The following is a 23,600-nucleotide window of genomic DNA, read 5'->3' as shown; positions in this document are numbered from 1 at the left end:
TCAAGAGCCCGATCGACTACGAACACAGCTACCAGGCCAGCCTCACCGAGGAACTGGCTGCATAGGAAGGTCTCCACAGATCGGGGGGATTGACAAAACCTCCTGTGAACGGCGATAAGCCACTGAGAGAATCCCGGACATGCCAAGCCACACCGCGGAAGAACTCCTTGCCAGCGTTCAAGGACTGACCCCTGAACGCGCGCAACAGATCGGCAATCAGATCGATGAATGCAGAAGGCTACTGGCCACAAACGTCAGCATGGACGCCGTTCAGCAACATCTGAAAGACGAAGGCATCGGCATCATCCAAGCGATCCTGATCACCACCAGACTGCTGGATGACCACCCGAGCAGACTGCGTGCAGCACGAGAGATCGTGGAGTGCAGCCCAGCCCGAGCACGCAGCACTGCTTGAGCCTGGCCAGCAGATCGTCCAGGTCGGAGGTGGTGAACTTCCACTGGTCACCGCCCGGCGCTGGGCCTCATGCGCTCCGCATGGAGTGCACCCCAGCTCCATCCTGTGATCGGACGGCGCGTGTGGGCGGGGTGTCAGTTCGCGTGGGCTGACGTCAGCGCGCTCCGGATCAGTTGCTCCTCGTGGGTCATGCCCTGCTGCATCTGATGCAGCAACTCCGGGGGCAGCTTGTCCCCGGAGCCGAAGTCGAAGGGCGGCTGCGGTTCGTACTGCATGACCGCCTGCGTGCGGGCGACCACATCGCGGCCCCACAGCTTGTCCACCAGGACGAGTGCGAGGTCGATGCCCGCAGAGATGCCCGCCGAGGTGAGGAGTTTGCCGTCCTGCACCCAACGGTCCTCCATGGCGCTGGCGCCGGCCAACCGCAGGTAGTCCCGGAAGGCCCAGTGGGTGGCCGCACGGCGACCGCGCAGCAGACCGGCCATGCCGAGAACGAGTGCCCCCGTGCACACCGAGACGGTGTAGGTGGACGTCCGGTCGGCAGTCCGTACCCAGTCGGTGATCCGCCGGTCCGACATCGGTACGTGCGGTGTCCCGGTGCCGGGGATGATGAGGATGTCCGGGGCCGGCACGTCGGCAAGTGTCGCCGTCGGCTGCAGCAGCACGCCCGCGTCGGTGGTCACGTGATCGCGCGTCGCCGCTACCAGATGACGTGTCACGTCGTCTCCCGACATTTGTGCTGCCACGCTGATGGCCTCCCACGGTCCGTGGAGGTCGAGCCCGGTCAACCCGTCGTAGAGGAGAAAAGCGATCACCAGTCGGTTCTGCGGTGTCTTCTGCCGGTTCCTCTCGGGCAGGGTGCTAGCGGCGTGTGCAACCTCGGTCGGGTACGGATCAACGGTCTCGTGCAAGGCTTCGGCTCCGTCCTTGGTGGCTCCGAGCCGCGCCGAGCGGCCCTGAAGGCATCGTGCCCTCGCGGTCGGCCGATCCGATGCAGGCGCGAGGGCAGAGTGGGCTCTGCCGGCGACGTTCTCCACCACGCGTCGTGCTCCGTCGTCAGTGTCAGCGATGCAGGGATGGCGAGGGATGGCTGACGTTCATGCCCGGTCCAGGGTGCTCTCCAGCCGTCGCCGCCGTACGCCGTACCCGCAACGGCGTGGTCGGCCTCGGCCTGCCCCGCATCCAGCTGACCGGCCTGGCTGCGCGGGCGCGTGCGGTCAGCTTCTGGGCGAGGGAGGACTTGGTCGACTCCGGCACGGTGGGCATGGGGTCATCCCCGGCGTTGCGTAGGGTGCTGCGGCAGGCTCTAGCCGGTTGGATCCACTTCTGCTGATCGGCCTGCCTGCCTTGCCCGTTGCTGCCGCCTGCCCGATATCGCTGACCGCCTCGCAGAGGCACCGGCTGAAGAAGATGGCCCATGGCCACAGGACTGCCTATCAGGCCCGGATGCGCGCGCGTCGTGCTCCATGCGGCTCGCGGACGCTCCGATGCGCGCATCGCCCGCGAGACGGGCCTGCACCTGGACACCATGCGGACCTGGCAGGGCCGGTTCGCCGAGCCGGGCCTGCCAGGCCTGGCCGATCGCAAGCGCCCTGGCCGCCCGCGCGCGTTCACCGCGCTGCAGACCGCCCAGGTCAAGGCGCTGGCCTGCCAGTTGCCCGCCGAGCCCGGCACACCTTTATTGCGCTGGTCGTGCCCGGGACTGGCCCGCGAGGCCGTGGAGCGGGGCGTCGCCACGTTCGTGTCGGCCTCCACCGTGCGGCGCTGGCTGGCCGAGGACGCGCTCAAGCCCTGGCAGCGGCGCTCCTGGATCCTCATCACCGACCCGGACTTCCGCCCCGAGGCCGAGCGCGTCCTGGACCTGTATGCCCGCACCTGGCAAGGCCACCCACTCGGAGCGGAAGAGTACGTCATCAGCGCGGATGAGAAGACCTCCATCCAGGCCCGCTGCCGCTGCCACCCCGCCCTGCCACCGGGCCGGGCCCGGGCGAGTGGGTGAAGGGCCGGCATCGACCCGTTCATGAACTTGGTCACCCAGGTCATTAGTCAGGAACCCTACGCCAGTGCCAGAAGAGTGTTCTGGATCGTCGACAACGGCTCCTCCCACCGTGGCCGGAAAGCCGACGGCCGGCTGGCCGCCGCGTTCCCGAACACGGTCATGGCCCATACCCCCGTCCACGCCTCCTGGTTGAGCCAGGTGGAGGTCTGCTTCTGCGTCATCCAGCGCAAGGTCGTCTCGCCCAACTAGACCGAGCCGGCCTCGCCCGGCGTAACCGCCTTGCGGGACTTCGGCGCCGGGAGCGGGTCCCCCACAACGGCCATCAGCCACTCCCGCGCACCGAGCCAGCCGCGCTGCCCGCCACACGCCTCCACACACGACAACAGACCTTCATCTGCAGGAGCAGCCGGTCGAACTCGGACGGGTGGCGCGGGGGTTCGCCTGGCAGGCCGAGCGCGGCGAAGGGTCGTGGCGTACCGCGCGGGCGGTGGGGCCCAGCAGCCAACGGCATCGCTAAGTTCTCACTGGGCACGGGTGAACTCTTCCATGATCGGAGGTGCACCGAATTTCTACAGTCCACAGGTGTGACCTGAGTCACGGAGATCTCGGGGAACCCGGTGGCGCGCGCGGACAGGATCACATGTGGAAATCTCCTTGCGCGCCCGGCTGCGCTCCGGTGATCCGGAGGCATTCGGGTCGATATTCGACGAACATGCTCGGACGGTTCACCGGTACGCGGTCCGGGTCACCGGGAACTGGGCGACGGCCGAGGATGTGGTGTCGCTGACCTTTCTGGAGGCGTGGCGGCTGCGCGAGACGGTGCGGTCCGAAGGCGACGGCCTGCTGCCGTGGCTGCTGGGCATCGCCACCAATGTGCTGCGCAACACCACGCGGGCCACTCGCCGCTACCAGGCCGCCCTCAGCCGTGTCCCGCCGCACGACACCGCGCCGGACTTCGCGGACGAGGTCGTCGAACGAATGGAGGACGCCGGGCGACTGGCCGCAGCACAGCGGGCGCTGCGGCGGCTGCGTCGCGGCGAGCGGGAGGTGTTCGCGCTGTGCGTGTGGGCCGGCCTCGACTACGCGGCGGCGGCCGAGGCGCTGGACGTGCCGATCGGCACGGTCCGCTCCCGCCTTTCCCGCGCCCGGCGCCGGTTGCGGGAACTGACAGACGAGGAACTCGCTTCCGAAAGGACGGAACCGGTGCCCCGTTCCGGACAGCAACAGGGTGGCCGCGCGATCGCGGCCCGGTCGATCCAGGAGCAGATCCGATGAACGCCAAGACGCCTCACGACGACGGCTTCGACGCAACAGAGTCCGCTGAGCGCGCGGACGCGGCCCGGCTGCTGCCGGCCCCGGCTGCCCGGGATCTGCCCGATGACCGCCTGCGCGTCCTCAAGGAGCACCTGATGAGCGAGATCCATCGGTCCGTACCCGCGCCCGGCCCCGAGGCCGCCGCCGCGGACGCCGTTGCGGCGCCGAAACGCCGAAGGAGGCGCTGGGTGCCGGTCGTCGCCCCGCTTACCGCGGCAGCCGTAGCGGCTGCGGTCTTCACCGCCGGCGTCGACCACCACAGCCGGCACTCCGACGCCGCGAGGCCGGCCCCCTCCAAGGCGTCGATGCTGCTGGAGAACGCCGCCGCCGTGGTCTCCCGCGCCCCGGCTGTCAAAGTCGGCCACCACCAGTACGTGTACATCCGCAGCGTGTCCGCCGGAAGGCCCAACCCCCTCCAGGCGGAGTGGACCGACAAGCACGGCCATGTGCACAAGAAGTACTCCAAGGTCGCTGAAAAGCTCACGAAGTTGGAGAGCCTTCGGGAGTGGATTCCCTGGTCGCGGAGCCAGGGCGGCGCCCAGGCGTACGGTGACGAGGCCCCCCAACGCCTCGACTTCCCCGGCCCCGGGGAGGGGACGGTCGGAGCCCCGGGGCACACGCAGAGCCCCTTCGAGGACCTGGCCGCCCTTCCTCGCGACCCGGCCGCGGCGCTTCGGGCGATCGAGGCTGACTGGCAGAGGCAGATGGACAACGAGGAGAACACCAAGGGGAACATGCGCCCCGCCGTGAGCATGCCGTGGGTCTTCGAGTATCTCGGCGGCATGCTCCAGGAGTCCGTGGACCCGCAGACCACGGCGTTCCTCTACCGTGTCGCCGCCCAGATCCCCGGCACCACGGTGATCCCCGACGCGGTGGACGCCACAGGACGGCACGGTGTCGCGATCACCCTGGACGGTCAGACCGAAGACCGCCAGGAGTGGATCTTCGACAAGTCCACGTACGCCTTCCTCGGCTTCCGCGATGTCACGCAGGAGGACACGGTGATCGGCAAGGCCGGCAGCGTGATACAGACCACCGCGGTACTCCAGCGCGCCGTGGTGGACCATGTGGGCGAAGAACCGGGTAAGACCAACAGCTGAGACGAAAAGCTGAGCCCGTCGCATCCCTGATCCGGCTGCTTCCGGGAACCGGTGGTCAGCCCACATCCAGTACGTCTGAACAAGACCGACATCGACGCCGTCCATACCGTCAACTGCTGGGCAGCGAGGAAGAGCGGTGGTTATCTGCGGTTGATGATCTATCGGCGCAGATCAAGCTGTTGATCGTCATCAAGGCACATGAGGTACGGAGTCCAGGAGGCGTCTTGATCGAGACGCTTGAACCGGGGTATGGCGCTGCTCACGAGCCGTGGTGCGTGGTGAGCAGTCGCGTCCCTGCGGCCGATCGTTCCCGCTGCCGCCAGGTTCCGGGCGGTTCTCCGTGTTGGCGGCGGAAGGCGGCGGCGAAAGCGAAGGGCGAGCCGTAGCCGACGGCGTCGGCGATCTGGGGCAGGGTGAGATCGTCGGCGCGCAGGTGGTCGCGGGCGATGGTCATGCGCCATTCGGTCAGGTACTGCATGGGGGCCTGGCCGAGTGCCTCCCGGAACACCCGCGCGAAGGCGGCCCGGGACAGGCCGCTGATCGCGGCGAGTTCGGGGACCGTCCACGGGTGGGCCGCGTTCTCGTGCATGGCTTGTAGCGCGCCGCCCAGCCGCGGGTCTGCGGATGCCCGGTACCAGCGCGGCGCGGTCGTGCTGCGGCGGAAGTCGCTGCGGATGGCCAGGACGAGAAGCAGGTCCAGGAGGCGATCCAGGACGATCTGCTGGGCGAGTTCGGTCCGGACCAGTTCGCGGGACAGCAAAGTGATCACGTCCCGCAGGGGATCGTCGTCGGCCGCCGAGAGGGTCATGACCTGGGGCAGCGCGTCCAGCAGCCCGCTGCCGACATCGCCGGAGAACTGGTAGGCGCCGCACAGGAACACCGTGGCCTGAGGGTTGTCCCCGGGGTCCATCTGGGCGTGGCGTGCCCGGAACTCCTCCGGCTCCAGGCATTCGGCGCCCGGCTCATGCCCGATGTAGTGGTTCGGCCCGCCGCGTACCAGCGTGACGCTTCCCGGTATGAGCTCCACAGCGCTGCCGGGAGTGTCCAGCCAGAGGTAGCCCCGGCCGCGGACGACCGTGTGCACCGACAGCTGTATCGAACCGCCCAGCCGCAATCCCCACGGTGGTTCCGCGACCGTCCGCGCGAACACCGCGCCGGTGGCGCGCGCCCGCACCAGGTGGTCAGACAGCAGGTCCATGGGATCAGCTTGACCAGCACGAGCATCAGGGTCAAGGCATGAGAGCTTCACATAAAAAGTCGAGCGGAATACGCATGGATTGTCTCGCGCAGAGCTTCGAGCATGGAGTCATGAACAACGGAGCACCCACCGCACTCATCCTGGGCGGCACCGGCCGGACCGGTTCGCTGCTAGCCGACGGGCTCGCCCAGCGAGGAATCACCCCCCATACCGCGGCGCGTAGCGGAGCGGACGTCCGGTTCGACTGGGACGACCCGGCCACCCACGCGGACGCCCTGGCCGGTGTTGACCGCCTCTATCTGGTGACAGCCACCATGCGCGTCAGCTACGCCGGTCAGGTCGGCGCCTTCCTGGACCTCGCCGAGGCGGCCGGCGTGCGCCACGTCACCTACTTGAGCGTCTACAACGCCGACCAGGCGCCGGCGGGGATCGATATCGCGGCCGTCGAGGCCGATCTGGCTTCCCGGCACGGCATCACGCACTCGGTCCTGCGCCCCGCGTGGGTGATGCAGAACTTCGCCGACGACCACCTTCCGGTCATCGACGGAGTGATCACGGCCCCGAGCGCCGGCGGCAGGGAGGCCTTCGTCGACGCGGCCGACATCGCGGCGGTCGCGGCCGAGACGCTGCTCGACCCCGAAACCCACGCCGGCGCCACCTACTCGCTCACCGGCCCGCAGGCCCTCACCTTCCAGGAAATCGCGGACACCATCGCCTTCGTGAGTGGCCGCCCCGTCGCCTACAGCGACATCGACCAGGAGGCGTGGATCAACGGCGCGCTCGCCGCGGGCGTCCCCGCCGGCTTCGCGGTGATGATGCGCTGGCTCACCGGCGCCATCGTTGCCGGCAACGGCGCCACGCCCACCGGCGACATCGAGAAGGTCACGGGCCGGCCAGCCACCACCTTCCGCGAGTTCGCCGAGCGCAATGCCCACGCCTGGACCTCGGAGGCGAAGTGAGCAAGACCGTTGACGACAACGCTCCCCTGGTCGGGGCGAACAGCCCGTTCTTCCGCATCATCAAGGAGGGGCTGGACGGCCTGGTCGACGGGGAGGACTACTACGACCTGCTGGCCGAGGACGTGATCTTCGAGTACGTGATCACCGTGCCGGGGTACCCCCGGCGGGTCGAGGGACGCCGGGGGATCATCGACCTGTACAGCGACTACGGCGACTACGTGAAGCTGCGCAGCGCGGACAACCTCCGCGTCCACCGGGACCCGCAGACCTCGGTGGCCGTCTTGGAGTACGAAGTGCACGGCACGTCGGTCCAGACGGGGCGGCCGTACGACAACCGCTTCGTCTCCGTCGTGACCATCAAGGACCGCAAGGTGACGCACTGGCGCGACTACCTGGACCCCATCGCCGTATTCGACGCACAGGGATGGCCGCAAGACCGCCGCTCGTAACAGCCAGTGGGGCCGAGGTGGAGGTTGATCCAGCGGTGGTCGGCGGGCTCACGGATCTCGGAGCAGAAGGTGCAGCGGACGAGCGGCTGCGTGCGCGGCGGGCCGTGTGAGGTGCAGGGCCGTGTGGAAGTGGCCGTTGGTCTCCTTGCCGCGGGGGTCGTCGCCGACTGCGGACACTGCGGCGATGGCGTACTGCTGTTCGTCGGCGTCGGTGAAGCGTCTCTGCGAGTAGGTGCGGGACGTGTCCTTCTCCGTGGTCAGGCCGGACAAGGCCAGGCCGTCGGCGATGTTCCGGTGGGAGCTGGTACGCAGTACGAAGGCGGCCACCCATGGGGGCTCCTCCATGCCTTCCAGCAGCGGGCGGAAGGTGCGGACGGACAGGAAGCTCGCCCCGCCGGTCACGGTGATCAGGCGGGTGCCGCGGGTGGCCCGGTACAGTGCCGGGCTGGGCGGGGCGGCTTCCAGGTTCTCGGCGAACCCCGCATCGAGCAGACCGGCCGCGCGGCCGTAGGCGATGGCTGGCGCAGCGATGTCCAGGCCGATGACGGGTACGGCGTCCGGACGGCGGCGCGCCGCGTAGTACCCGCGGTCCGACTCGATCAGCTCGGCGGTCGTCAGGCGGGCTACCTGCGGTGAGGTGTAGCGGTCGTACAGCTCCTCCAGCGTCACATGGTGGTTGAGCAAGGCCGCGTTGATGCCGTACGAGCAGCAGATGTCCAAGACCGTGGCCCGTGGCCCGCCGTCCTGGCCGGCCGGGCGCTCGAGGACTTCGGGAAAGCCGGCAAGGGGCAGGAGGCGGCGGAAGACGCTCTGGGCATGATGAGGTGTCTGATAGCCCAGTGCCCCCAACGTGCCGAAGTACCAACGCGGGTCCGGCCGGCTGTAGATGTCGTCGAAGCGGGTCATCTGCGTGGGCGCACCCGATGCGTGCTGGTTGCGAGCCGTGGCCACCAGGATGCCTCCTTATACGGATGAGGCAGGCATAGCGCATTACGCCGCCGGTTGGGAAGACCGCCTGAACCTCCGCGCTGGCAGCGGCATTCCGGGCCGCCCGGCATTGCGCACAGGGACAATGCGTCCATGACCGATGATCAGTCCCTCATACGCGCCCGTCCGCTGCTGCGCCGTCCCGAGGACGGTGAGCTGATCGACGTTGCCGGTGTCGCACACTTCTTCCGGCTCACCAGCGAGCACACGGACGGGCGTTTCGCGTTCGAGGAGTTCGTCCTCGCCCCCGGCACCATCGGTGCAAGACCGCACGTGCACGAAGGACACGACGAGTACTTCTACGTCCTGGAGGGCGAGTTGACCCTCCACACCGGAGACGGAGAGGTGACGGCAGGCGCCGGGCATCTGCTGGCTGCGACGCGGCGTACCCCGCACGGCTTTCGCAACGCCAGCACGGCCCCGGCGCGCGCCCTGTGCCTCTACACCCCAGCCGGCTACGAAGACTACTTCCGTGACGTCCACGCCGCGGTGAGCGCCGGAGCCGAGGCCACGGAGGAGTTGCTGGCCGAATTCCGCAGCCGCTACCGGACCAACTCCTTCTGAAAGAGCATCGCTTTCCGGAGGCTGCCCTCCGGGCAGGTCGAGGACATCCCGTGCACACGATGACCTGCTCGGGATGCGCCGACGGCCGTGGGCCGGTCCTCAACCGCGGCACCTGACGGCGGTGCAGAGGAAGACCCAACACCGCCCAGGGCGGGACGCCAGGGTTGGCGTCCCGCCCTCTGTCCTCGGCCAGCGCACCTGGGACGTCAGTGTGGACTCCACCGTCGCAGTTCCAGGCTGTGCTGGGGCGGATTCGGGTACCACGGCTGGGCCCGGGTCGCGCCCGCGGACCAAGCCCGACAGGGGCCGCCTGACGGGTTCTAAGCGACGCAGAATTCGTTGCCCTCCGGGTCCTGCAGAACGACGGCGTAGTGCCCCATGTCCGGCTCATCCATGATCCGCAGCACGGTGGCACCGGCCTTGGTGAGCCGTTCCACCATGGCGGTGACCCGCTGAACGCGGACCGCCAACGGGACCTCACGCCCTCCGCCCACCTTCAGGTCAAGGTGCACCCGGTTCTTGGTGAGCTTCGGCTCGGGGACCTGCTGGAACCACACCCGCGGCCCCTGTCCCACAGGATCGATGATCGACTCCGGCGTCTCCCCGGCACCGGCGGGCAACTCCTCCTCGGGCACCCCCATGCCCGCCCAATACTCCCGCCACGTGGAATGCCCGCCCGGCGGAGGCTCTGGAACGTACCCCAGAGCCTCGGCCCAGAAGCTCACCAGCTTCTGCGGGTCAGCACAGTCGATCACCAGCTGCAGCGTCATCTCCATACCCGGAGGATGCCAGGCAGGCTCTACCGATCAGAGTGAGCGTCTGTTCGAGTGGCTTTGCTCGGTCGGGTGAACTTCTTCCGGGCGCGCATAACCCGTACGGCCGTAGGTTCCGTGTCTCCCCCTCTGGGGGGAGGACCACGCCATGCCGTGGGTGGATGATTCTCGTACGGCCGTCTCGGCAGAGTCATGGCATGAGTCGACGAACCGGATTCAGCGCGCAGTACCTCAGTGCCCCGTCAGGCGTCACCTGGGCAGCAATCGCGGGAGCCGCCGGAACTCTCCCCTATCTGGCGATGAAGATCTACTGGTCGTGGGGCGGCACAGCAGGCAAGCCCGTCGGGATGAATCTCGCCGACGAATTTGCCAAGAACGGAGCTCCCCAGGTGCTTGTGTGGCTTGAGAGGCATGGCATCGACTTCACTGCTGTCGGCGTACTTCTGGGCATCACGTTACTCGGCGCCCTCACCCGGCCATGGGGCCAGATCTTCCCGCGCTGGGTGCCCGGTCTCCGCGGGCGGCGGGTCCCGCGATGGCTGCTGTTGGCACCCGGCTGGGCCTCTGCGGTGACCCTCGCGCCTTACGGGAGCCTCGGCCTGGCGGTCATCCTGACCGGCGGACTCTCCACAGCGCACACCGCCGGCATGTCCCCCATGGTGTTCGTCATCGGCTTCCTCAACTTCTTCTCCATCGGCGTGTCCCTCGGCGTGTGCTCCCTCTCCTACCAGCGCCGGACCAAGCCGGTCCCCGCGAAATGAGAAGGAGTTGTCGTGCCGCTCGGAGAAGCACCAGGAGGCCCTGTTGCCACAGTTGTACGCCATCACGCCATCGGATTCCGACTCGGCGTCCCCATCGTGTGATTCCCTCGCGCACCTGTACGGGAACGCGACCGATCACGGTGAGCCGGTGCGACGGTATCCGTCGGACCTGACCGATACCGAGTGGGGCGATGCCCGCGGACTTCCCAGCCTGGGACGTGCCCGCTACCGGAAGATCCGGCTCATGTGGGCCGACGGCGGCTACACCGGCCGCCTGGTCGACCGGGCCCACGAGATACTCCGGCTCACCCTGGAGATCGTCAAACTCGGCGACGGCCAAGCCGGGTTCCAGGTCCTTCCCCGCCGCTGGGTCGTCGAGCGCACGCCGACCTGGCTGATGCGCTCACGTCCCCCGGCCCGCGACTACGAGACCCTGCCCGCCAGCAGCGAGGCCGTCGTCCTGTGGTCGATGACCATGCTCATGGGACGCCGCCTCGCCCGGCACCCGGACAGTGAGGTCACGGCGCAGTCCGCAGCGGTGTGAACACCCCGGGGTGGTTCTCGGCCACCAGCTCCAGGCCCAGCCGCTCGGCCAGGTCCTTCGCCCGCAGCCCCTCCGGGCCGGCCCCGGCCTCCAGCACTCCCAGCAGCCGCCGGTACTCCGGCGCGAGCACCTCCTGCGTCGTGCCCTCCCGCCAGATAGGCACCACCGCCCCGGCAGCCGGTTCCTTAACCACCGCAGGAACCGGTACCGGTCGCACCGGCTCCTGCGGCTGAGTGCCTGCGGCCAGGGCCTCGGACAGCTCCGACACCGCGATGGCCCGCCACTCCAACACGGCCTCCGCCTCTGCCAGTTCAGCGGCCGAACCGCTCAGGTCAGCACGCCCAGTCCCGAATTTCCCTCAAGGTCGTTACTTCGGCGGCTCCTCCGTGGCGTTGGTGCCCGGTTCGGGGCGGCCGAGCCAGGAGATGAAGAGCCCGTCGGGATCCCAGGTGGCGCGGAGGTCGTCGAGGCGTCGGAGGTTCTCGTCGGTCACGAAGCGGTAGGGGCGGTTGATCAGGTTCTCGTCGGCCAGCTGGATGCCGCTGGCGTACGGCTCCCAGACTCGCATGTGCTCGGTCACCCAGTCCGTGTACTTCCGGTCGTCGGCCGGATCGGACCAGGCCGCGTACAGCCCGTAGTACAGCTCGTCTTCCACCGAGAAGGCCATCGGCGGGCGTTCGGGCTGTCCCTCATATCCTCCCCAGTTGTACAGCACCATGTGCGAGGGTGCCGGAGGCCAGGTCTTCAGCATGGCCTCGAAGTTGGGCCAGAGGTCGTCGAAGGAGGCATGGGTCCACATGTTGTCGGCCAGATAGCGCTTGGTCTCGTCGTAGTGCGGATCGGTGCCGAGCTGACTCAGGGTGCCGGTGTCCGTCACCTCGTTGAGCCGTGTGGTCAGCACCTGAGCGCGTGACGGGCAGGACTCGAAGACCGACAGCTGCTCCCTGGCCTCATCCTCAGTGTCGGTGAAGGCGGTGGCATTGAGGGAGATGAGCGGCTCGTCGTTCGTCATCGGATCGCGGTTGCACATGAGATTGATCTCTGTGGGCGTCTGACGGCCGATCTCGTGCACGAAGCCGTAGACGTCGCGCGCGGCCGAGGCGGGCCAGAAGTAGCCGCTGTTCATCGTGATCCGCTTGCGCGGGTGGAGCTTGACGTAGAACCGGGTGACGACGGCGAAGAAGCCGGGGCCGGCGCCTCGGGCGGCCCAGAGGAGGTCGGCGTTCCGGGTCTCGTCGGCGTGGATACGCTCACCGTCGGCCGTGACCGCGTCGATGCCGGTGACCGACATGCAGGCCGGTCCGTAGTCCCGCCCGGCCCAGGCGAATCCGCCCTGCAGCAGATAACCCCCGATGGAGACGCCCGTGCAGTGCCCCGTGGGGAAGAACAGGTCCTTCTCCGCCAGCATCGAGTTGAGCTCCGACCCCTTGATGCCGGGCTGGGCAGTGCCGGTCATCGCCTCCATGTCGACGGTCACATGGCGCAGATTCGAGAGGTCGATCAGCACCGTGCCGTCGCGCAGGTGTGACCCGGACCAGCTGTGGCCGCCGGAACGCACCGCGATCTGCAGTCCTTCCTCCCTGGCCAGCTTCACCGCTCCGACGACGTCGTCCTCGTTGTTCGCCAGCACGATCACCTCGGGATAGCGGTCCGGGACCCCCGAGTGCCAGCAGGCCTCACGGCGCAGGCTCTCGTAGCGGTAGTCACCGCGCCGCAGCGCCCTGCCCTCGATCTGGTTCGCCATGTTTCACACCTGTTCACGGCGTTTGAACTCGTCGAAGATGTCCGGGAGGAACACGGCGAGGTGGTTCATCTCCTGCGAGCAGTGCACGACCATGGCGCGGGCCTGCACGTCTCCGAGATTTCTCACGGCTTCCGCGACCTTTTCGAGTTCACCGGTCAGGGAGGCTCCTCCGCGGCAGGCGACGTGATTCCCGCCCATCCAGAAGCGCGAACGCATCTCGGCGCCATCGTTCACCCGGCGCACGTAATGGACCAGATGGCCCCAGTCGAGTGGGACATGCGAGAATCCTACTCTCGCGCAGATTGCAGTCGCCTTCTCCGGATCGAGCCCGTCCTCGCTGAATCCCGGACTGCTGGGACGGACGAAGCGAATAGCGAGCTCACCCAGCACGTTACCGACGTACTCGTCGACGAACGATGTGCCGCCGACATACCTCTCACGGTAGGAAGCGCTCCGGTCCGTGGTGCCGCCGGACCATTCCGCGTACAGGTGGGCACGTGGATACCACAGCTTGTACCGCTCGGTCTCCCTGGTGTGCCACCAGAACCACCAGTCCACCATGTCCGGGGACACCCTCGGCATACGAGTTGATATGGCGATGTGCATGGAGCCGTCGTCGAAGAGGCTGTATCCGTTCTCGAGATCCTGATAGCCGGACTCGCTCAGTGTTCCCGCGTCGTTCAGGTTCAGGCACAAAGGGGGCGCCTGTGGACCGAGATCGATCGCCTCCTTGATGTGCTCCGGCAGCGGAGCCATCACCGGGTTCCAGTACTTCGCATACCACTTGCCGTCGAGTTCGCCAGGCCGCATTCCCAGGTGGGTCCGACGGGCGGGATCGGGACGTGGTTCTGTCATGGGCTCGGTCATGGGCCGGCCTTCAGCGGGACAGAGTCACGACGTCGGAGGACTTGAGGACGTGACCCTCTTCGTCCAACGCCTTGACCTGAAAGTACGGTCCTGGATCGTCCGTCGGGATCGCCGTCTCGAACCCGGTTCGTTCTGCGTGTCGCACGACCACCGACAGAGAATGGGGGTTTGGTCCTGCCAGCACCCGCCACGCTCTGGTCTGCGTCGAACCGTTCCAGGAAGCGTAGACGACGCTGTTCCCTGCGTCGGTCTTCGCCGCTGCGCTCGGTGGATAGTAGGGCTTGCCGACCCACTCGTCCCGGAAGGCCCGGTACGAGATGTTCGAGCCCGGCATCTTCGCGTCGTAGAGCAGGTTCTTCGAGCCGTTGCCCTCCGTGTTTCCCCCGTTGGCGTATTCCGAGTAATACGAGCTCTCACCCCATCCGATGAACTTGTTGCCGTTGTCCAGGGCCTGGGTGTTCCCTTGGGACGCCGAGAAGAGCGGTGGCTGGTGGTAGTAGGTCCTCGCGGCGGTCGCGCGGCGGTCTTCGAAGTCCAGGTTCAGGATCAGGCCGTGCGACTCCTGTTCCGGTTTGCCGTCCGGTTGGTTGCAGCAGCCGTCGTCGAACAAGCTGATCTTGTTGTCCCTCCCGAACCGCGCGTCGTGCTGCCAGTAGAAGCGCGCGTTGCGGCCGAAGGTGAAGTTGCTCTTCTTGCCACCGAGTTGCCACCGGATCCCGCCGGTCTTCTTGGAGATGTCATAGATCGCCCAAAAGTTCCGAACCGAGATCAGTAGCTCCCCTCTGGGTCCCTCGTCGATCGAGTTCAGGTGGTAGGCATCCCAGACCCCGCCTGACGTTGCCGCGTCGGAGGCCGGCACCTCGGAACCGGCAGGGTTCAGGTGATCCAGCAGGTCCCATGAGAAGACGAGCTTTCCCGTTTCCAGGTCGACTTCCTGGATCTCGCTGTCCAGGATGGCCCCGTCGTTCGGCCCCCCGTAGCGGGTGAGATCCATGCGGACCGGCTTGGTCGCGATGAACAGTGCGGTCCCCCTGCGGGTCAGCAGGAACTCGTGTTCGTCCGGATAGAAGCCGTGATGCGCGAAGACCGTCTTGAGCAGGCGGTAGTGATTGTCGTAGATGTAGTAGCACCCGCCCGGCTCGGGAGCGCCACCCGGCAGGTTCGTATAGGTGGGCGGAATGGCGATGGAGCCCTGCCACCAGGTCAGCGCTGGCTGAGCCTTCCCGGTCCTGGGATTGTGATAGGTCTGAACCTTGAAGTCCGCGTTCTGAAGGTCCGGGGAGCGCAGGGGGCGGAACCAGACCGGATCGCCGGAGTTGTCAGAGATCAGTGCCCCCGTCTGGCCGACCACCGCGGTGCCGATGGCATAGGGGCCGACGAAGATCTTGCCGTGAGCCGTCCCGGGCTTGTGCGCGGTCACCGTGACCCGCTGGGGGTGAAGGCCCGGCTCGGAGACGAAGCTCCATACGTGGCTGCCCGAAGTGATCGGCTGCGGGGTGGTCGCACTGCCGGTCGGGGGCGCGGGCTTCGTCGCGCACAGGTGCGCCCGGTCCGGTGATGAACTCGCGGCGGCGAGGGGTGGGCAGCTCGCGAAAGCGAACCCCACGGCGATCACGCAGGTCCCTGCGGTGCGGCTCAGCCCTCTTTTGGCACCGCGCGCCCCTGGCTGGCGTTGCGCCATGCTCCGTCTCCTTACGGCCCTGTCTCCGTCAGCAACGCTTGAGCTGTTACTCCTGGCGACGGTAGGCGTTACCGCTGGCCTGCGCCTGTTGCGGGCCCAGTGCAGTGGTCCATTCGGACGCGGTGGTGGCGCCACCCACAGAAAGAGATCAAGTCCGTCGCCCCCCGCCCCCGCCCCAGCCCCTGGCCGAGGCCATGGGTGCCACCGGATGCGTCTGCGGGGCAGCTGATCGGACAGCGCCCGGCTCAGTTCTCGGCGCCACACTCTTCGTCGTCCAGCCCAGCTGCGTCTGCGTCTGCGTCACGCAGAGTCCGCAAGCCGCCGTCGGCCGGGGTGGACGGGGTGAAGCTGTAGCGGCCCAGGACGTTGAAGTTGCGGTGCTTGAGCGGGGACGGCCGGGCCACGTCCTCGTCCCTGATCCCGCGCCCCTCCGCGCGCAGCTGAGCCATGGCGGCGTCGATGCAGCGGGTCGTCCACAGCACAACGGCGTTCAGCACCAAGCCGAGCGAGCCGGCTGGTTCTCCATGCCGTCCCGGTGCGCCTGGTGGACGGTGCCCTTCCTGCCGTGGCAGATGTCCCGGGCGTGTTTGTGGCGGGACTCCTGCGCGCTGAGCTGGCGCCCCGTCTGACGACGGTCGGCGTCGTCCTACAGCGCTTCGCCACCACCAAACCCCGCCACCGACAAGCCACCGCCCGGCTCTCCCTGATCGTCACCGGACCCGCGGCAGCCGGGAAAACGACCGCCCTGCTCCACGTCGGACGCGCCTGCCACCTCGCCCACACGCCCAAAAGCCCCACCCAGCCTGGATCAGCCCAGCGTTCCCGTCGCATACGTACTCGCCCCGTCTGGTGCAACCGCGAAGACCCTCATCACCGAGTTCGCCCGCTACCTCAGCATCCCCACCACCACCCGCATGACCCAGACCCAGATCACCGACGCTGTCTGCCACCTGCACCGCCGCCGGAGTCCCTCGTCCTCATCGACGAAAGCCACCGCCTCAACCCCCGCACCACCACCGGCGCTCAAACCGCCGACCTGATCAAAGACCTCAGCGAACGCCTGCCCGCGACCTTCGTCTACGCCGGCGTCAACGTCACCGACACACCCCTCCCCCGCCACGCCTCATACGTCCACCAGCGCACCGCCGGCTGTATCGGATGAGGCTGACCCTTTGGAGTGGACACCCTGACAATGGATCTTGAAGGTCCAGGAAGGGATGTCCAGGTGGGAGGACGCCAGTCTCCGTACCCGGAGGAGTTCCGGAAGGACGCCGTCGCGTTGTACCGAGCCGCCGGTGGCAAGCGCACGTACGCCGCGGTGGCCGCCGAGCTCGGGATCACCGGGGAAACACTGCGTACGTGGGTCCGCAAGGACACCACCCAGCACGCTTGCGAGCGTCTCGAGGGCGAGGCGGGCCAGAGTCGGGCAGCCGGAGCGGGAGATCCTGCGCCGGGCAGCCGCCTATTTCGCTCGGGAGGTGAAGTGAAGACCCGCCGCTGGGACTTCATCTCCGATCACTGCGCCGTTTTCGGCGTCAAGCGGCTGTGCCGGGTCCTTGGTGTATCGCGCTCCGGCTTCTACCACCACCTCGCCACCACGCCGGCCCGTGCCGAGCGCCAGGGGGCCGAGGAGCGGGCGGTCACGGAGATCCGCGCCATCCACGCCGAACTCCCCTCGCGCGGACGGAAGGTCAACCGCAAACACATGGCCCGGCTGATGCACATCAACCACATCGCCGGCCGGCACCCGCCGGCCACGCGGAGGCCCACGCGGCCCTGAGTCCTCGCCAGTTGTCGGCGCTGCCCCTCACGAACCGCCGCCTGACCAAGCACGAGATAGCCAATCTCGCCGTCGTCCTGAACGCGTACCACGTGGCGGAGGGCAACAGCCTGGACGTCGACGCGTTCGTCAACAGCTTCACCAAGGACGGCGTTTTCAACGACGAGGTCGCCGGCGACACCTATCAGGGCAAGGCGCTCGGTGACGTTCTGACCCGTATGGTCAACCTCTTCCCCGACGTCCACCGCGATCTCAAGAGCATCACCGTGAACGGCGACGAGATCAGCCTCGAACTGTCGATCCAGGGCACGTTCAAGGGCCCCCTGCAGACACCCGCGGGCACCGTCAAGCCGACCGGCGCGAAGATCGACGCGCCGACCGCCGACTTCTGGTACCTGCACAACGGCAAGATCGAGAAGTTCGACTGCTACGTCGGATACACGGAGATGTTCTCCGACATGGGTGTGAACCTCGACTGGGCCTCCGCGGTCAACGGGAGCTGAGCCAAGCCGATACTCAAAGGCTGCTGAAAATCTTGTCGAGGGGCTGTCCGGCCGCGGGCCGGGCAGCCCTTTCAGCTATGTGTGGCCGGGGGTGGGCGAGGTGCCGGGTGTCGCCGGTCCGGGTGGGTCGCAAGGTGATCAGCGGGTCCCCTGGGTTCAACACCGTTGCCTTTACGGCCGTGAGCGGTTCGCGAGTCCGTTCCGCTTCCGCTGGTAGTACGTCTTGGACGCAGGGCAGGACTTGAGGCTGGCCATGGCCTGCGCAGGTTGCCGCCCGTTGCGGTGATGAACTCGGCGCCGAGCCGTGGGCCCATGCCGGGCAGACTGCGGATCACCTCGGCGTGCGGATGCTCGCGGAACTTCGCCTCGATGAGGGCATCGAGCTCGGCGACCTCCTCTTCAAGGACGATCACTCCCTTCGCAAGGCGGACCACCATGGCGGCGGCCCTGCGCGTTGATCACCACGGCGTGGTGATGTGTCTTGCCGATGTCCACTCCGGCCCAGATCCGGGGCATAGCCACCTCCGCCAGCTCGTCGTGCATCGAACCCGCAGACGACCTCGCCGACGTTGTCCTACAGCAGCGATCGTGTCGCGTCTCCCAATTGGCGGTCGAGTCGTCGCGGAGCTCCGGGCGGCCAAGTCCCGTAAGCCATCCGGCGGCTCACCCTTTCTCGAAAGGTAGGACAGCCCTTAGCCGCAAACTGGCGGTCAGGGCTTTGTGACCGCGGTGTTCTTGGGCATCCGGCTCACAGCAGGGCGGACCCGGGCGTGATAGTCGCGGTGCAGGAAGTCCCGGTGAGATTGATCTGGTCGGTGCCGATCTTCGAAGCTCTCGCCCTCGCGCCACGCTGTGGACCCGGACACCGCGAGACGGCTCACCCAGGCTCATCCACGAGAGCCCAAAAAAATCAGACGGCGATGTCGAGAACCCGCGTCCGGCTCCGTCCCAGGGGTGAACGCGACCACAATGGATCGCACGAGCACCGAGGAGAACCACGATGGCCAAGTACCTGCTGCTGAAGCACTACCGCGGCGCCCCGGCTTCGGTCAACGACGTGCCGATGGACCAGTGGAGCCCGGAGGAGATCTCGGCGCATGTGCAGTACATGCACGACTTCGCGGCCCGGCTGGAGAAGACCGGCGAGTTCGTCGACGGTCAGGCGCTCGCCCCCGAGGGAGCGTGGGTCCGCTACGACGGTGAGGGGCGCCCGCCGGTCACCGACGGACCGTTCGCGGAGACCAAGGACCTCATCGCCGGATGGATGATCATCGACGTCGACAGCTACGAGCGCGCCGTCGAGCTGGCCGGGGAGCTGTCGGCCGCCCCTGGGGCGGGCGGGAAGCCGATCCACGAGTGGCTGGAGCTGCGCCCGTTCCTGACCGCGCCGCCCACCATCACGGAGTGATGTCACCGATGGACGAGGTCCTGCTCAGGAGCCTCACGCCGAGCGTGCTCACCGTCCTCGTCCGCCGCGGAGCCGACTTCGCGGCGGCCGAGGACGCCGTGCAGGACGCTCTGGTCGAGGCGCTCCGGGTCTGGGCGGCCGACCCGCCGCGGGATGCCAAGGGCTGGCTGGTCACCGTGGCCTGGCGCAAGTTCCTCGACGCGACGCGCGCCGACGCCGCCCGCCGCCGGCGTGAGGACCGCGTCGAGGAGGAGCCGGCGCCCGGGCCGGCGCCCGCGGTGGACGACACGCTCCAGCTCTACTTCCTGTGCGCCCACCCGTCGCTGACCCCGGCATCGGCGGTCGCGCTCACGCTGCGCGCCGTGGGCGGGCTCACCACCCGCCAGATCGCCGAGGCCTACCTGGTGCCCGAGGCGACCATGGGGCAGCGCATCAGCCGGGCCAAGCGCAGCGTCTCCGGCGTGCGCCTCGACCGGCCCGGCGACGTCGCCACCGTGCTGCGCGTCCTCTATCTCGTCTTCAACGAGGGCTACTCCGGCGACGTCGACCTCGCCGCCGAGGCCATCCGGCTCACCCGGCAGCTCGCGGCCGCGATCGACCACCCCGAGGTGGCCGGGCTGCTCGCCCTCATGCTGCTCCACCACGCCCGGCGCGCCGCCCGGACCGCGCCCGACGGCAGCCTGGTGCCGCTCGCCGAGCAGGACCGCGGCCGGTGGGACACTGCGTTGATCGCCGAGGGCGTCGCCGTCCTGCAGGCGGCCCTCGCCCGCGACCGGCTGGGCGAGTTCCAGGCCCAGGCCGCCATCGCGGCACTCCACGCCGACGCGCTCACCGCCGAGGAGACCGACTGGGTGCAGATCGTCGAGTGGTACGACGAACTCACGCGCCTGACTGACAGCCCGGTCGTCCGGCTCAACCGCGCGGTCGCCGTCGGCGAGGCCGACGGACCGCGCGCCGGCCTGGCGGCGCTCGCGGCCCTGGACGCCTCACTGCCCCGCCACGCCGCGGTGGCGGCGTACCTCCACGAGCGCGACGGCGACCTGGCGACGGCGGCACGGCTGTACGCCGAGGCGGCCCACAAGGCACCCAACCTCGCCGAGCGCGACCACCTCACGCTCCAGGCCGCCCGGCTCAACGCCCGCCGCCTGTGAAGCCGAAACCTCCCTACGCAGGCGTGGAGGAGCTGCCGGAGAAGCTCGACGCGGACGGCACGACACTGCGAGAAGTTCGAAACCACCGGCGGCGCCCCCGCACTGCAGGACGCGACCGTGCGCCGGGAGGCCAAGACCGAGTACACCCTGGCCTCCTTCCTCGACGACCGGCTCGGTGGCACCGGCCCGTCCAGGCCCTTCTCGACGTCCTCCAGCGCGGCCACGATGCCGCGGTGAACACCGGAGGGTCGGATCACAGGACAGAGTGGTTTTTGAATCGCCTCATGCTCTTCGGCTTCTTGAAGTCCGTAGCTTCACGCAACTTCTGGCCGCTGAGAAGATCACCACCATGACCATCTCGTTCCGCATCGACCGAATCCTCGGTGACCGTCCCTTCGCCGAGGTCGGTGATCCCGTCCTCGCCGTCGATGACGAGGGCCGCGGCCTGCTGGCAGTGGCAGGCACGCACGTGGCAGTGGCGGGCGTGCACGAGTTCGGCAGTACTGCGCCGGTTGGTGTCTACGGCACCGATGATCTGGCCTGCCGTGCCCTTCTCCGTACGCGCTATCCCGTGCACGCGATGGCTTTCCACCCCAGGCTCCCCCTCCTGGCAGTCGGCACGGGCGCCTACGACGGCGGCTACTTCTTCGAAGGGGAACTGCTCCTGCTGGACTGGGAGACGGGCAGCGCCACGTCGCTCATCGAACACGAGCTCGGCCGCCAGGTCCTGGGCCTGGAATGGCTCAGCGAACAGGAACTACGCGTGCTGATGGCACCGCCGGACGACTGGCAGGACAAAGTCGCGTGGAGCGAGGGGCATGTCGCGGTGGTGCATCGGCCCGACTGGAGGGTCGTACCGCCCCGGTCGATCACCGGACATGATCTGGCCGGACCGCGGGTGGCGGCCCCGCGAACCGACCGTCGAGAGGATGCCCGCCAGACGGTCTCCGGTCTGAGTACGAACTGGGACCCGCGGCGCAACCTCCGCGCGGTCGAGGAACTGTCCGACGGCAGGATCGTGGCGACGCTCGACGGGGTCCAGTTGGAGTCCTGGCTGCCCTCGGGGCGACGGCAGTGGGCTGTCCGGGACGACGGCGGCGGCGGCCGTGACATTGTCATCGCCGCAGATGAGCGATCGGCCTGGGTTGGTCTGGTGCGGCCTCCGTGGGAGGAGCGTGCTCAGGCCGTGGTCCGGCTCGCGCTCCAGGACGGGGCGCAGCTCGACCACCTCACTCCCTCCAGCTCGGTGTCCCTGGTGCGATGTGCTGACGGCCTGCCCGCCCTCGCACCTGCTGGGCGGAACGGGCAGCGGAGCAGGTTGAGTATCCGGCGTGGCAGCCGGATCTACTTTCGGGAGACCGTTTACACGAAGGGCGGGCAGAAGCCTGGACCAGGTGAAGTCTGGCTTGCAGCAGCGGAACTGGGGTCCATACCGGTTGCCGAACGTCCGCGTGAGCCGAGGGGGGCGGAGGTCCATCAGTTGCTTCCCTACTCCTGGAAGCCAGGTGAGACACACTTCGCCGGCCCCGGCGTGGAGACCTCCGACGGCGACCTGATTTATGCCGGCACCGTCTATCACGGCCACGGGTTGCAGCCCGGCGGCTCGTTCGTCGTACGGCGCGCGGTGCCCAGTACAGAGCCGACTTGGGTCTTTCGGACAGACCGGAAGGCCACGGACCTCGACCACGACACGGAGACCGTCTACGTCACGTACGACGATGGCGAGATCGTCGGGCTCGATCTTCGTGATGGCAACGTTCGCTGGCGTCTGCACCTGGCTGTTGCCGGAATACCCGTCGTGGCCACCGCGCTGACCGTCGCCGAACCTGGCCGGCTGCTCATTGGCACCATCGACGGGCGACTCCTGGACTGCTCGACCGTCTAGTGCCGCATCAGGCAACGTTCGCCAGATGACGTAGCGGCGGATCATGCTGCCCTGCTCCTTGTGGGTGGCGTGGTCGGTGCCGTCGAGGGTGTAGTAGCGCAAGGCGGTGAACTCGGCCTCGATCCGGTTCGGAGAAGCTGTCGCAGACGATCGCGATCCGCACTGTCGGCGGGTAGAGGGTGCGCAGGTAGTGGCAGAACCCGGGAACCGCGTTCGCTTCTTGACCGGCTTGATGTGCCCGTAGAGCTTGTCCTTGGCCAGATCGCAGGCGGCGAAGAGGTGGCGCACGCCGCCGTAGCGGTTGTAGGAACCGCCGCGTTCGACCCACTGCCGGCCGGGGTGGGGCATGAGGTTGAGCGGCCCGAACTCGTCCATGCAGAAGACGACTTCGGGCTCGCCGTCCTCGGGTATGACCTCGCCGTCGGCGATGGCACTCGCGTGCAGCCTGCGCGCACTCCGCGAGGTTTCCAAGGAGGGCACCACTGGATTACGCCGGAAGCGTGCCCCAGGCAGGCTGAACGGCGAGTTGCTCGTGGCTACTGCGCTGAACCGCCGACGAGTGTGGGGCGGAAGGTGCGGCGGTATGCCTGCGGTGTGACTCCGATGGCGGCATGAAGGTGATGGCGCAGGGAGACACCGGTGCCGAATCCGGCGCGGTTGGCGATCAGGTCGATGGGCCAATCAGTGGTCTCCAGCAGGTGCCGGGCCAGGTCGACGCGCTGGCGGATGAGCCACTGGCCGGGGCTGATGCCGACCTCGTCTCGAAAGCGGCGGGTGAAGGTACGCACACTGACGTTGGCGTGGGCGGCCATGTCAGCCAGCGTGACGGGTTCAGCGAGACGCTCCATGACCCAGCCCTGAGTGGCGGCGGTGCCGGGGGTAGAGGGGTCAGGGACGGGGCGCTTGATGTACTGGGCCTGGCCGCCGTCGCGCCAGGGCGGTACGACGCAGGAGCGGGCGACCTCATTGGCGATGTCGCTGCCGTGGTCGCGGCGGACGATGTGCAGGCACAGGTCGATGCCGGCGGCTACCCCGGCGGAGGTGAGGATTTCACCGTCGTCGATGAAGAGGACGCCGGGGTCGATGCGCGCGGAGGTGAACATGCGCTGCAGGCGGTCGGCCTCGCGCCAGTGTGTGGTGGCGGGGCGGCCGTCGAGCAGCCCGGCGGCGGCCAGCACATACGTGCCGGTACAGATCGCCACGATCCGGGTCCCGGGCCGGATAGCAGCCAGGGCCTTGCGCAGGGTGTCGGGCAGGCGGCCCTCCTCGCGGATGGGGCCCAGCGCGTGAGTGGGCGGGATGACGACGGTGTCGACGGTGGCCAGCAGGGAGGCATCGTGGGAGACGGTGAGCTGGTAGTCGGCGTCGGTTCGGACGGGGCGGCCGTCCAAGCTGCATGTGGTCACGGAGTAGAGCCGGTTGCCCGTGGTGTCGCGGGCGGCGCCGAAGATCCGCGCGGGGATGCCGAGCTCGAAGGGGACGACGCCATCCAGGGCCAGAACACCGATGTGATGCATG

General features: G+C 68.1%; 24 protein-coding genes and 3 pseudogenes. 16 read left to right on the top strand and 11 right to left on the bottom strand.

What is annotated here, in order from left to right; translation table 11 throughout:
• Window positions 1–139: 139 nt before the first annotated feature.
• On the top strand, window positions 140–415 hold the full coding sequence (locus ACWD35_RS34620) for a hypothetical protein (protein WP_451355305.1): 276 nt from the start codon (window positions 140–142) through the stop codon (window positions 413–415).
• A gap of 134 nt (window positions 416–549) precedes the next feature.
• Here ACWD35_RS34620 and ACWD35_RS34615 read toward each other — a convergent pair whose 3' ends face one another.
• Window positions 550–1,230, bottom strand: a complete 681-nt coding sequence (locus ACWD35_RS34615) for a DJ-1/PfpI family protein (RefSeq protein WP_451355304.1) — start codon at window positions 1,228–1,230, stop codon at window positions 550–552.
• A gap of 284 nt (window positions 1,231–1,514) precedes the next feature.
• Here ACWD35_RS34615 and ACWD35_RS34610 point away from each other — a divergent pair, with 284 nt between their 5' ends.
• The 5 genes from ACWD35_RS34610 to ACWD35_RS34590 all read left to right on the top strand — a co-directional run bounded on the left by ACWD35_RS34610 (window position 1,515) and on the right by ACWD35_RS34590 (window position 4,828).
• Window positions 1,515–1,748 (top strand): hypothetical protein, encoded by a 234-nt coding sequence (locus tag ACWD35_RS34610; RefSeq protein ID WP_451355303.1) that lies wholly within the window; start codon window positions 1,515–1,517, stop codon window positions 1,746–1,748.
• Window positions 1,749–1,832: 84 nt separating this feature from the next.
• Window positions 1,833–2,414, top strand: coding sequence for a helix-turn-helix domain-containing protein (locus ACWD35_RS34605; protein ID WP_451355302.1), 582 nt, complete (start codon window positions 1,833–1,835; stop codon window positions 2,412–2,414).
• 21 nt (window positions 2,415–2,435) lie between these two features.
• The gene (locus tag ACWD35_RS34600; protein ID WP_451355301.1) at window positions 2,436–2,663 is read left to right on the top strand and encodes a hypothetical protein; all 228 of its coding nucleotides are present in this window, start codon (window positions 2,436–2,438) and stop codon (window positions 2,661–2,663) included.
• Window positions 2,664–3,056: 393 nt separating this feature from the next.
• Window positions 3,057–3,689 (top strand): RNA polymerase sigma factor, encoded by a 633-nt coding sequence (locus ACWD35_RS34595; RefSeq protein ID WP_451355300.1) that lies wholly within the window; start codon window positions 3,057–3,059, stop codon window positions 3,687–3,689.
• A complete protein-coding gene (locus tag ACWD35_RS34590; RefSeq protein ID WP_451355299.1) occupies window positions 3,686–4,828 on the top strand; it encodes a CU044_5270 family protein in 1,143 nt (380 codons plus the stop codon). The genes ACWD35_RS34595 and ACWD35_RS34590 overlap by 4 nt, the downstream gene beginning before the upstream one ends.
• A gap of 259 nt (window positions 4,829–5,087) precedes the next feature.
• On the opposite strand, the gene ACWD35_RS34585 is transcribed toward ACWD35_RS34590, so the two are convergent.
• Window positions 5,088–6,026: a cupin domain-containing protein gene (locus ACWD35_RS34585; protein WP_451355298.1), complete on the bottom strand. Its 939-nt coding sequence runs from the start codon at window positions 6,024–6,026 to the stop codon at window positions 5,088–5,090.
• Window positions 6,027–6,136: 110 nt separating this feature from the next.
• Here ACWD35_RS34585 and ACWD35_RS34580 point away from each other — a divergent pair, with 110 nt between their 5' ends.
• Together ACWD35_RS34580 and ACWD35_RS34575 are read left to right on the top strand one after the other, a co-directional pair.
• A complete protein-coding gene (locus ACWD35_RS34580; protein WP_451355297.1) occupies window positions 6,137–6,985 on the top strand; it encodes an NmrA family NAD(P)-binding protein in 849 nt (282 codons plus the stop codon).
• Window positions 6,982–7,434: a nuclear transport factor 2 family protein gene (locus tag ACWD35_RS34575; RefSeq protein ID WP_451355296.1), complete on the top strand. Its 453-nt coding sequence runs from the start codon at window positions 6,982–6,984 to the stop codon at window positions 7,432–7,434. The genes ACWD35_RS34580 and ACWD35_RS34575 overlap by 4 nt, the downstream gene beginning before the upstream one ends.
• A 48-nt stretch (window positions 7,435–7,482) precedes the next feature.
• On the opposite strand, the gene ACWD35_RS34570 is transcribed toward ACWD35_RS34575, so the two are convergent.
• Complete coding sequence (locus ACWD35_RS34570; protein WP_451355295.1) at window positions 7,483–8,385, bottom strand: hypothetical protein; 903 nt, start codon at window positions 8,383–8,385, stop codon at window positions 7,483–7,485.
• 129 nt (window positions 8,386–8,514) lie between these two features.
• On the opposite strand from ACWD35_RS34570, the gene ACWD35_RS34565 reads away from it, so the two are divergent.
• On the top strand, window positions 8,515–8,985 hold the full coding sequence (locus tag ACWD35_RS34565) for a cupin domain-containing protein (protein WP_451355294.1): 471 nt from the start codon (window positions 8,515–8,517) through the stop codon (window positions 8,983–8,985).
• 320 nt (window positions 8,986–9,305) lie between these two features.
• Here ACWD35_RS34565 and ACWD35_RS34560 read toward each other — a convergent pair whose 3' ends face one another.
• Window positions 9,306–9,761 carry a VOC family protein gene (locus ACWD35_RS34560; protein WP_451355293.1) on the bottom strand — a complete coding sequence of 152 codons (456 nt, stop codon included), beginning with the start codon at window positions 9,759–9,761 and terminating at the stop codon, window positions 9,306–9,308.
• A gap of 194 nt (window positions 9,762–9,955) precedes the next feature.
• Here ACWD35_RS34560 and ACWD35_RS34555 point away from each other — a divergent pair, with 194 nt between their 5' ends.
• Entirely contained in the window at window positions 9,956–10,519 is a 564-nt protein-coding gene (locus ACWD35_RS34555) for a hypothetical protein (protein ID WP_451355292.1), read from the top strand.
• A gap of 148 nt (window positions 10,520–10,667) precedes the next feature.
• Complete coding sequence (locus tag ACWD35_RS34550) at window positions 10,668–11,063, top strand: transposase (protein ID WP_451355291.1); 396 nt, start codon at window positions 10,668–10,670, stop codon at window positions 11,061–11,063.
• On the opposite strand, the gene ACWD35_RS34545 is transcribed toward ACWD35_RS34550, so the two are convergent.
• From ACWD35_RS34545 to ACWD35_RS34525, 5 genes and pseudogenes are all read right to left on the bottom strand, one after another.
• Window positions 11,038–11,355: a hypothetical protein gene (locus ACWD35_RS34545; protein ID WP_451355290.1), complete on the bottom strand. Its 318-nt coding sequence runs from the start codon at window positions 11,353–11,355 to the stop codon at window positions 11,038–11,040. The two genes, ACWD35_RS34550 and ACWD35_RS34545, sit on opposite strands and share 26 nt — an antisense overlap.
• Window positions 11,356–11,430: 75 nt before the next feature.
• Window positions 11,431–12,807: an FAD-binding oxidoreductase gene (locus ACWD35_RS34540; protein ID WP_451355289.1), complete on the bottom strand. Its 1,377-nt coding sequence runs from the start codon at window positions 12,805–12,807 to the stop codon at window positions 11,431–11,433.
• A gap of 3 nt (window positions 12,808–12,810) precedes the next feature.
• On the bottom strand, window positions 12,811–13,674 hold the full coding sequence (locus tag ACWD35_RS34535) for a DAPG hydrolase family protein (protein ID WP_451355288.1): 864 nt from the start codon (window positions 13,672–13,674) through the stop codon (window positions 12,811–12,813).
• A gap of 10 nt (window positions 13,675–13,684) precedes the next feature.
• On the bottom strand, window positions 13,685–15,289 hold the full coding sequence (locus ACWD35_RS34530) for an arylsulfotransferase family protein (RefSeq protein WP_451355287.1): 1,605 nt from the start codon (window positions 15,287–15,289) through the stop codon (window positions 13,685–13,687).
• Window positions 15,290–15,600: 311 nt separating this feature from the next.
• Window positions 15,601–16,001: pseudogene (locus ACWD35_RS34525) on the bottom strand (Tn3 family transposase); the annotation flags it as partial.
• Window positions 16,002–16,547: 546 nt separating this feature from the next.
• Here ACWD35_RS34525 and ACWD35_RS34520 point away from each other — a divergent pair.
• From ACWD35_RS34520 to ACWD35_RS34500, 5 genes and pseudogenes are all read left to right on the top strand, one after another.
• Window positions 16,548–17,126 (top strand): annotated as a pseudogene (locus tag ACWD35_RS34520) (transposase); the annotation flags it as partial.
• Window positions 17,127–17,146: 20 nt separating this feature from the next.
• Window positions 17,147–17,638, top strand: a complete 492-nt coding sequence (locus ACWD35_RS34515) for a nuclear transport factor 2 family protein (RefSeq protein ID WP_451355286.1) — start codon at window positions 17,147–17,149, stop codon at window positions 17,636–17,638.
• A 1,000-nt stretch (window positions 17,639–18,638) separates the two neighbouring features.
• Window positions 18,639–19,046, top strand: coding sequence for a YciI family protein (locus ACWD35_RS34510; RefSeq protein WP_451355285.1), 408 nt, complete (start codon window positions 18,639–18,641; stop codon window positions 19,044–19,046).
• 8 nt (window positions 19,047–19,054) lie between these two features.
• Complete coding sequence (locus ACWD35_RS34505) at window positions 19,055–20,197, top strand: RNA polymerase sigma factor (protein WP_451355313.1); 1,143 nt, start codon at window positions 19,055–19,057, stop codon at window positions 20,195–20,197.
• A 349-nt stretch (window positions 20,198–20,546) separates the two neighbouring features.
• Complete coding sequence (locus ACWD35_RS34500) at window positions 20,547–22,082, top strand: PQQ-binding-like beta-propeller repeat protein (protein WP_451355314.1); 1,536 nt, start codon at window positions 20,547–20,549, stop codon at window positions 22,080–22,082.
• An 18-nt stretch (window positions 22,083–22,100) separates the two neighbouring features.
• Here ACWD35_RS34500 and ACWD35_RS34495 read toward each other — a convergent pair.
• A pseudogene (locus ACWD35_RS34495) lies at window positions 22,101–22,541 on the bottom strand (IS630 family transposase); the annotation flags it as partial.
• 77 nt (window positions 22,542–22,618) lie between these two features.
• On the bottom strand, window positions 22,619–23,599 hold the full coding sequence (locus ACWD35_RS34490; protein ID WP_451355284.1) for a GlxA family transcriptional regulator: 981 nt from the start codon (window positions 23,597–23,599) through the stop codon (window positions 22,619–22,621).
• Window position 23,600 lies beyond the last annotated feature (1 nt).

It is taken from the genome of Streptomyces sp. NPDC002671, from assembly GCF_053592475.1.
Note: the sequence above shows the minus strand (reverse complement) of the source record. Positions and strands in the feature narration are given on the sequence as shown.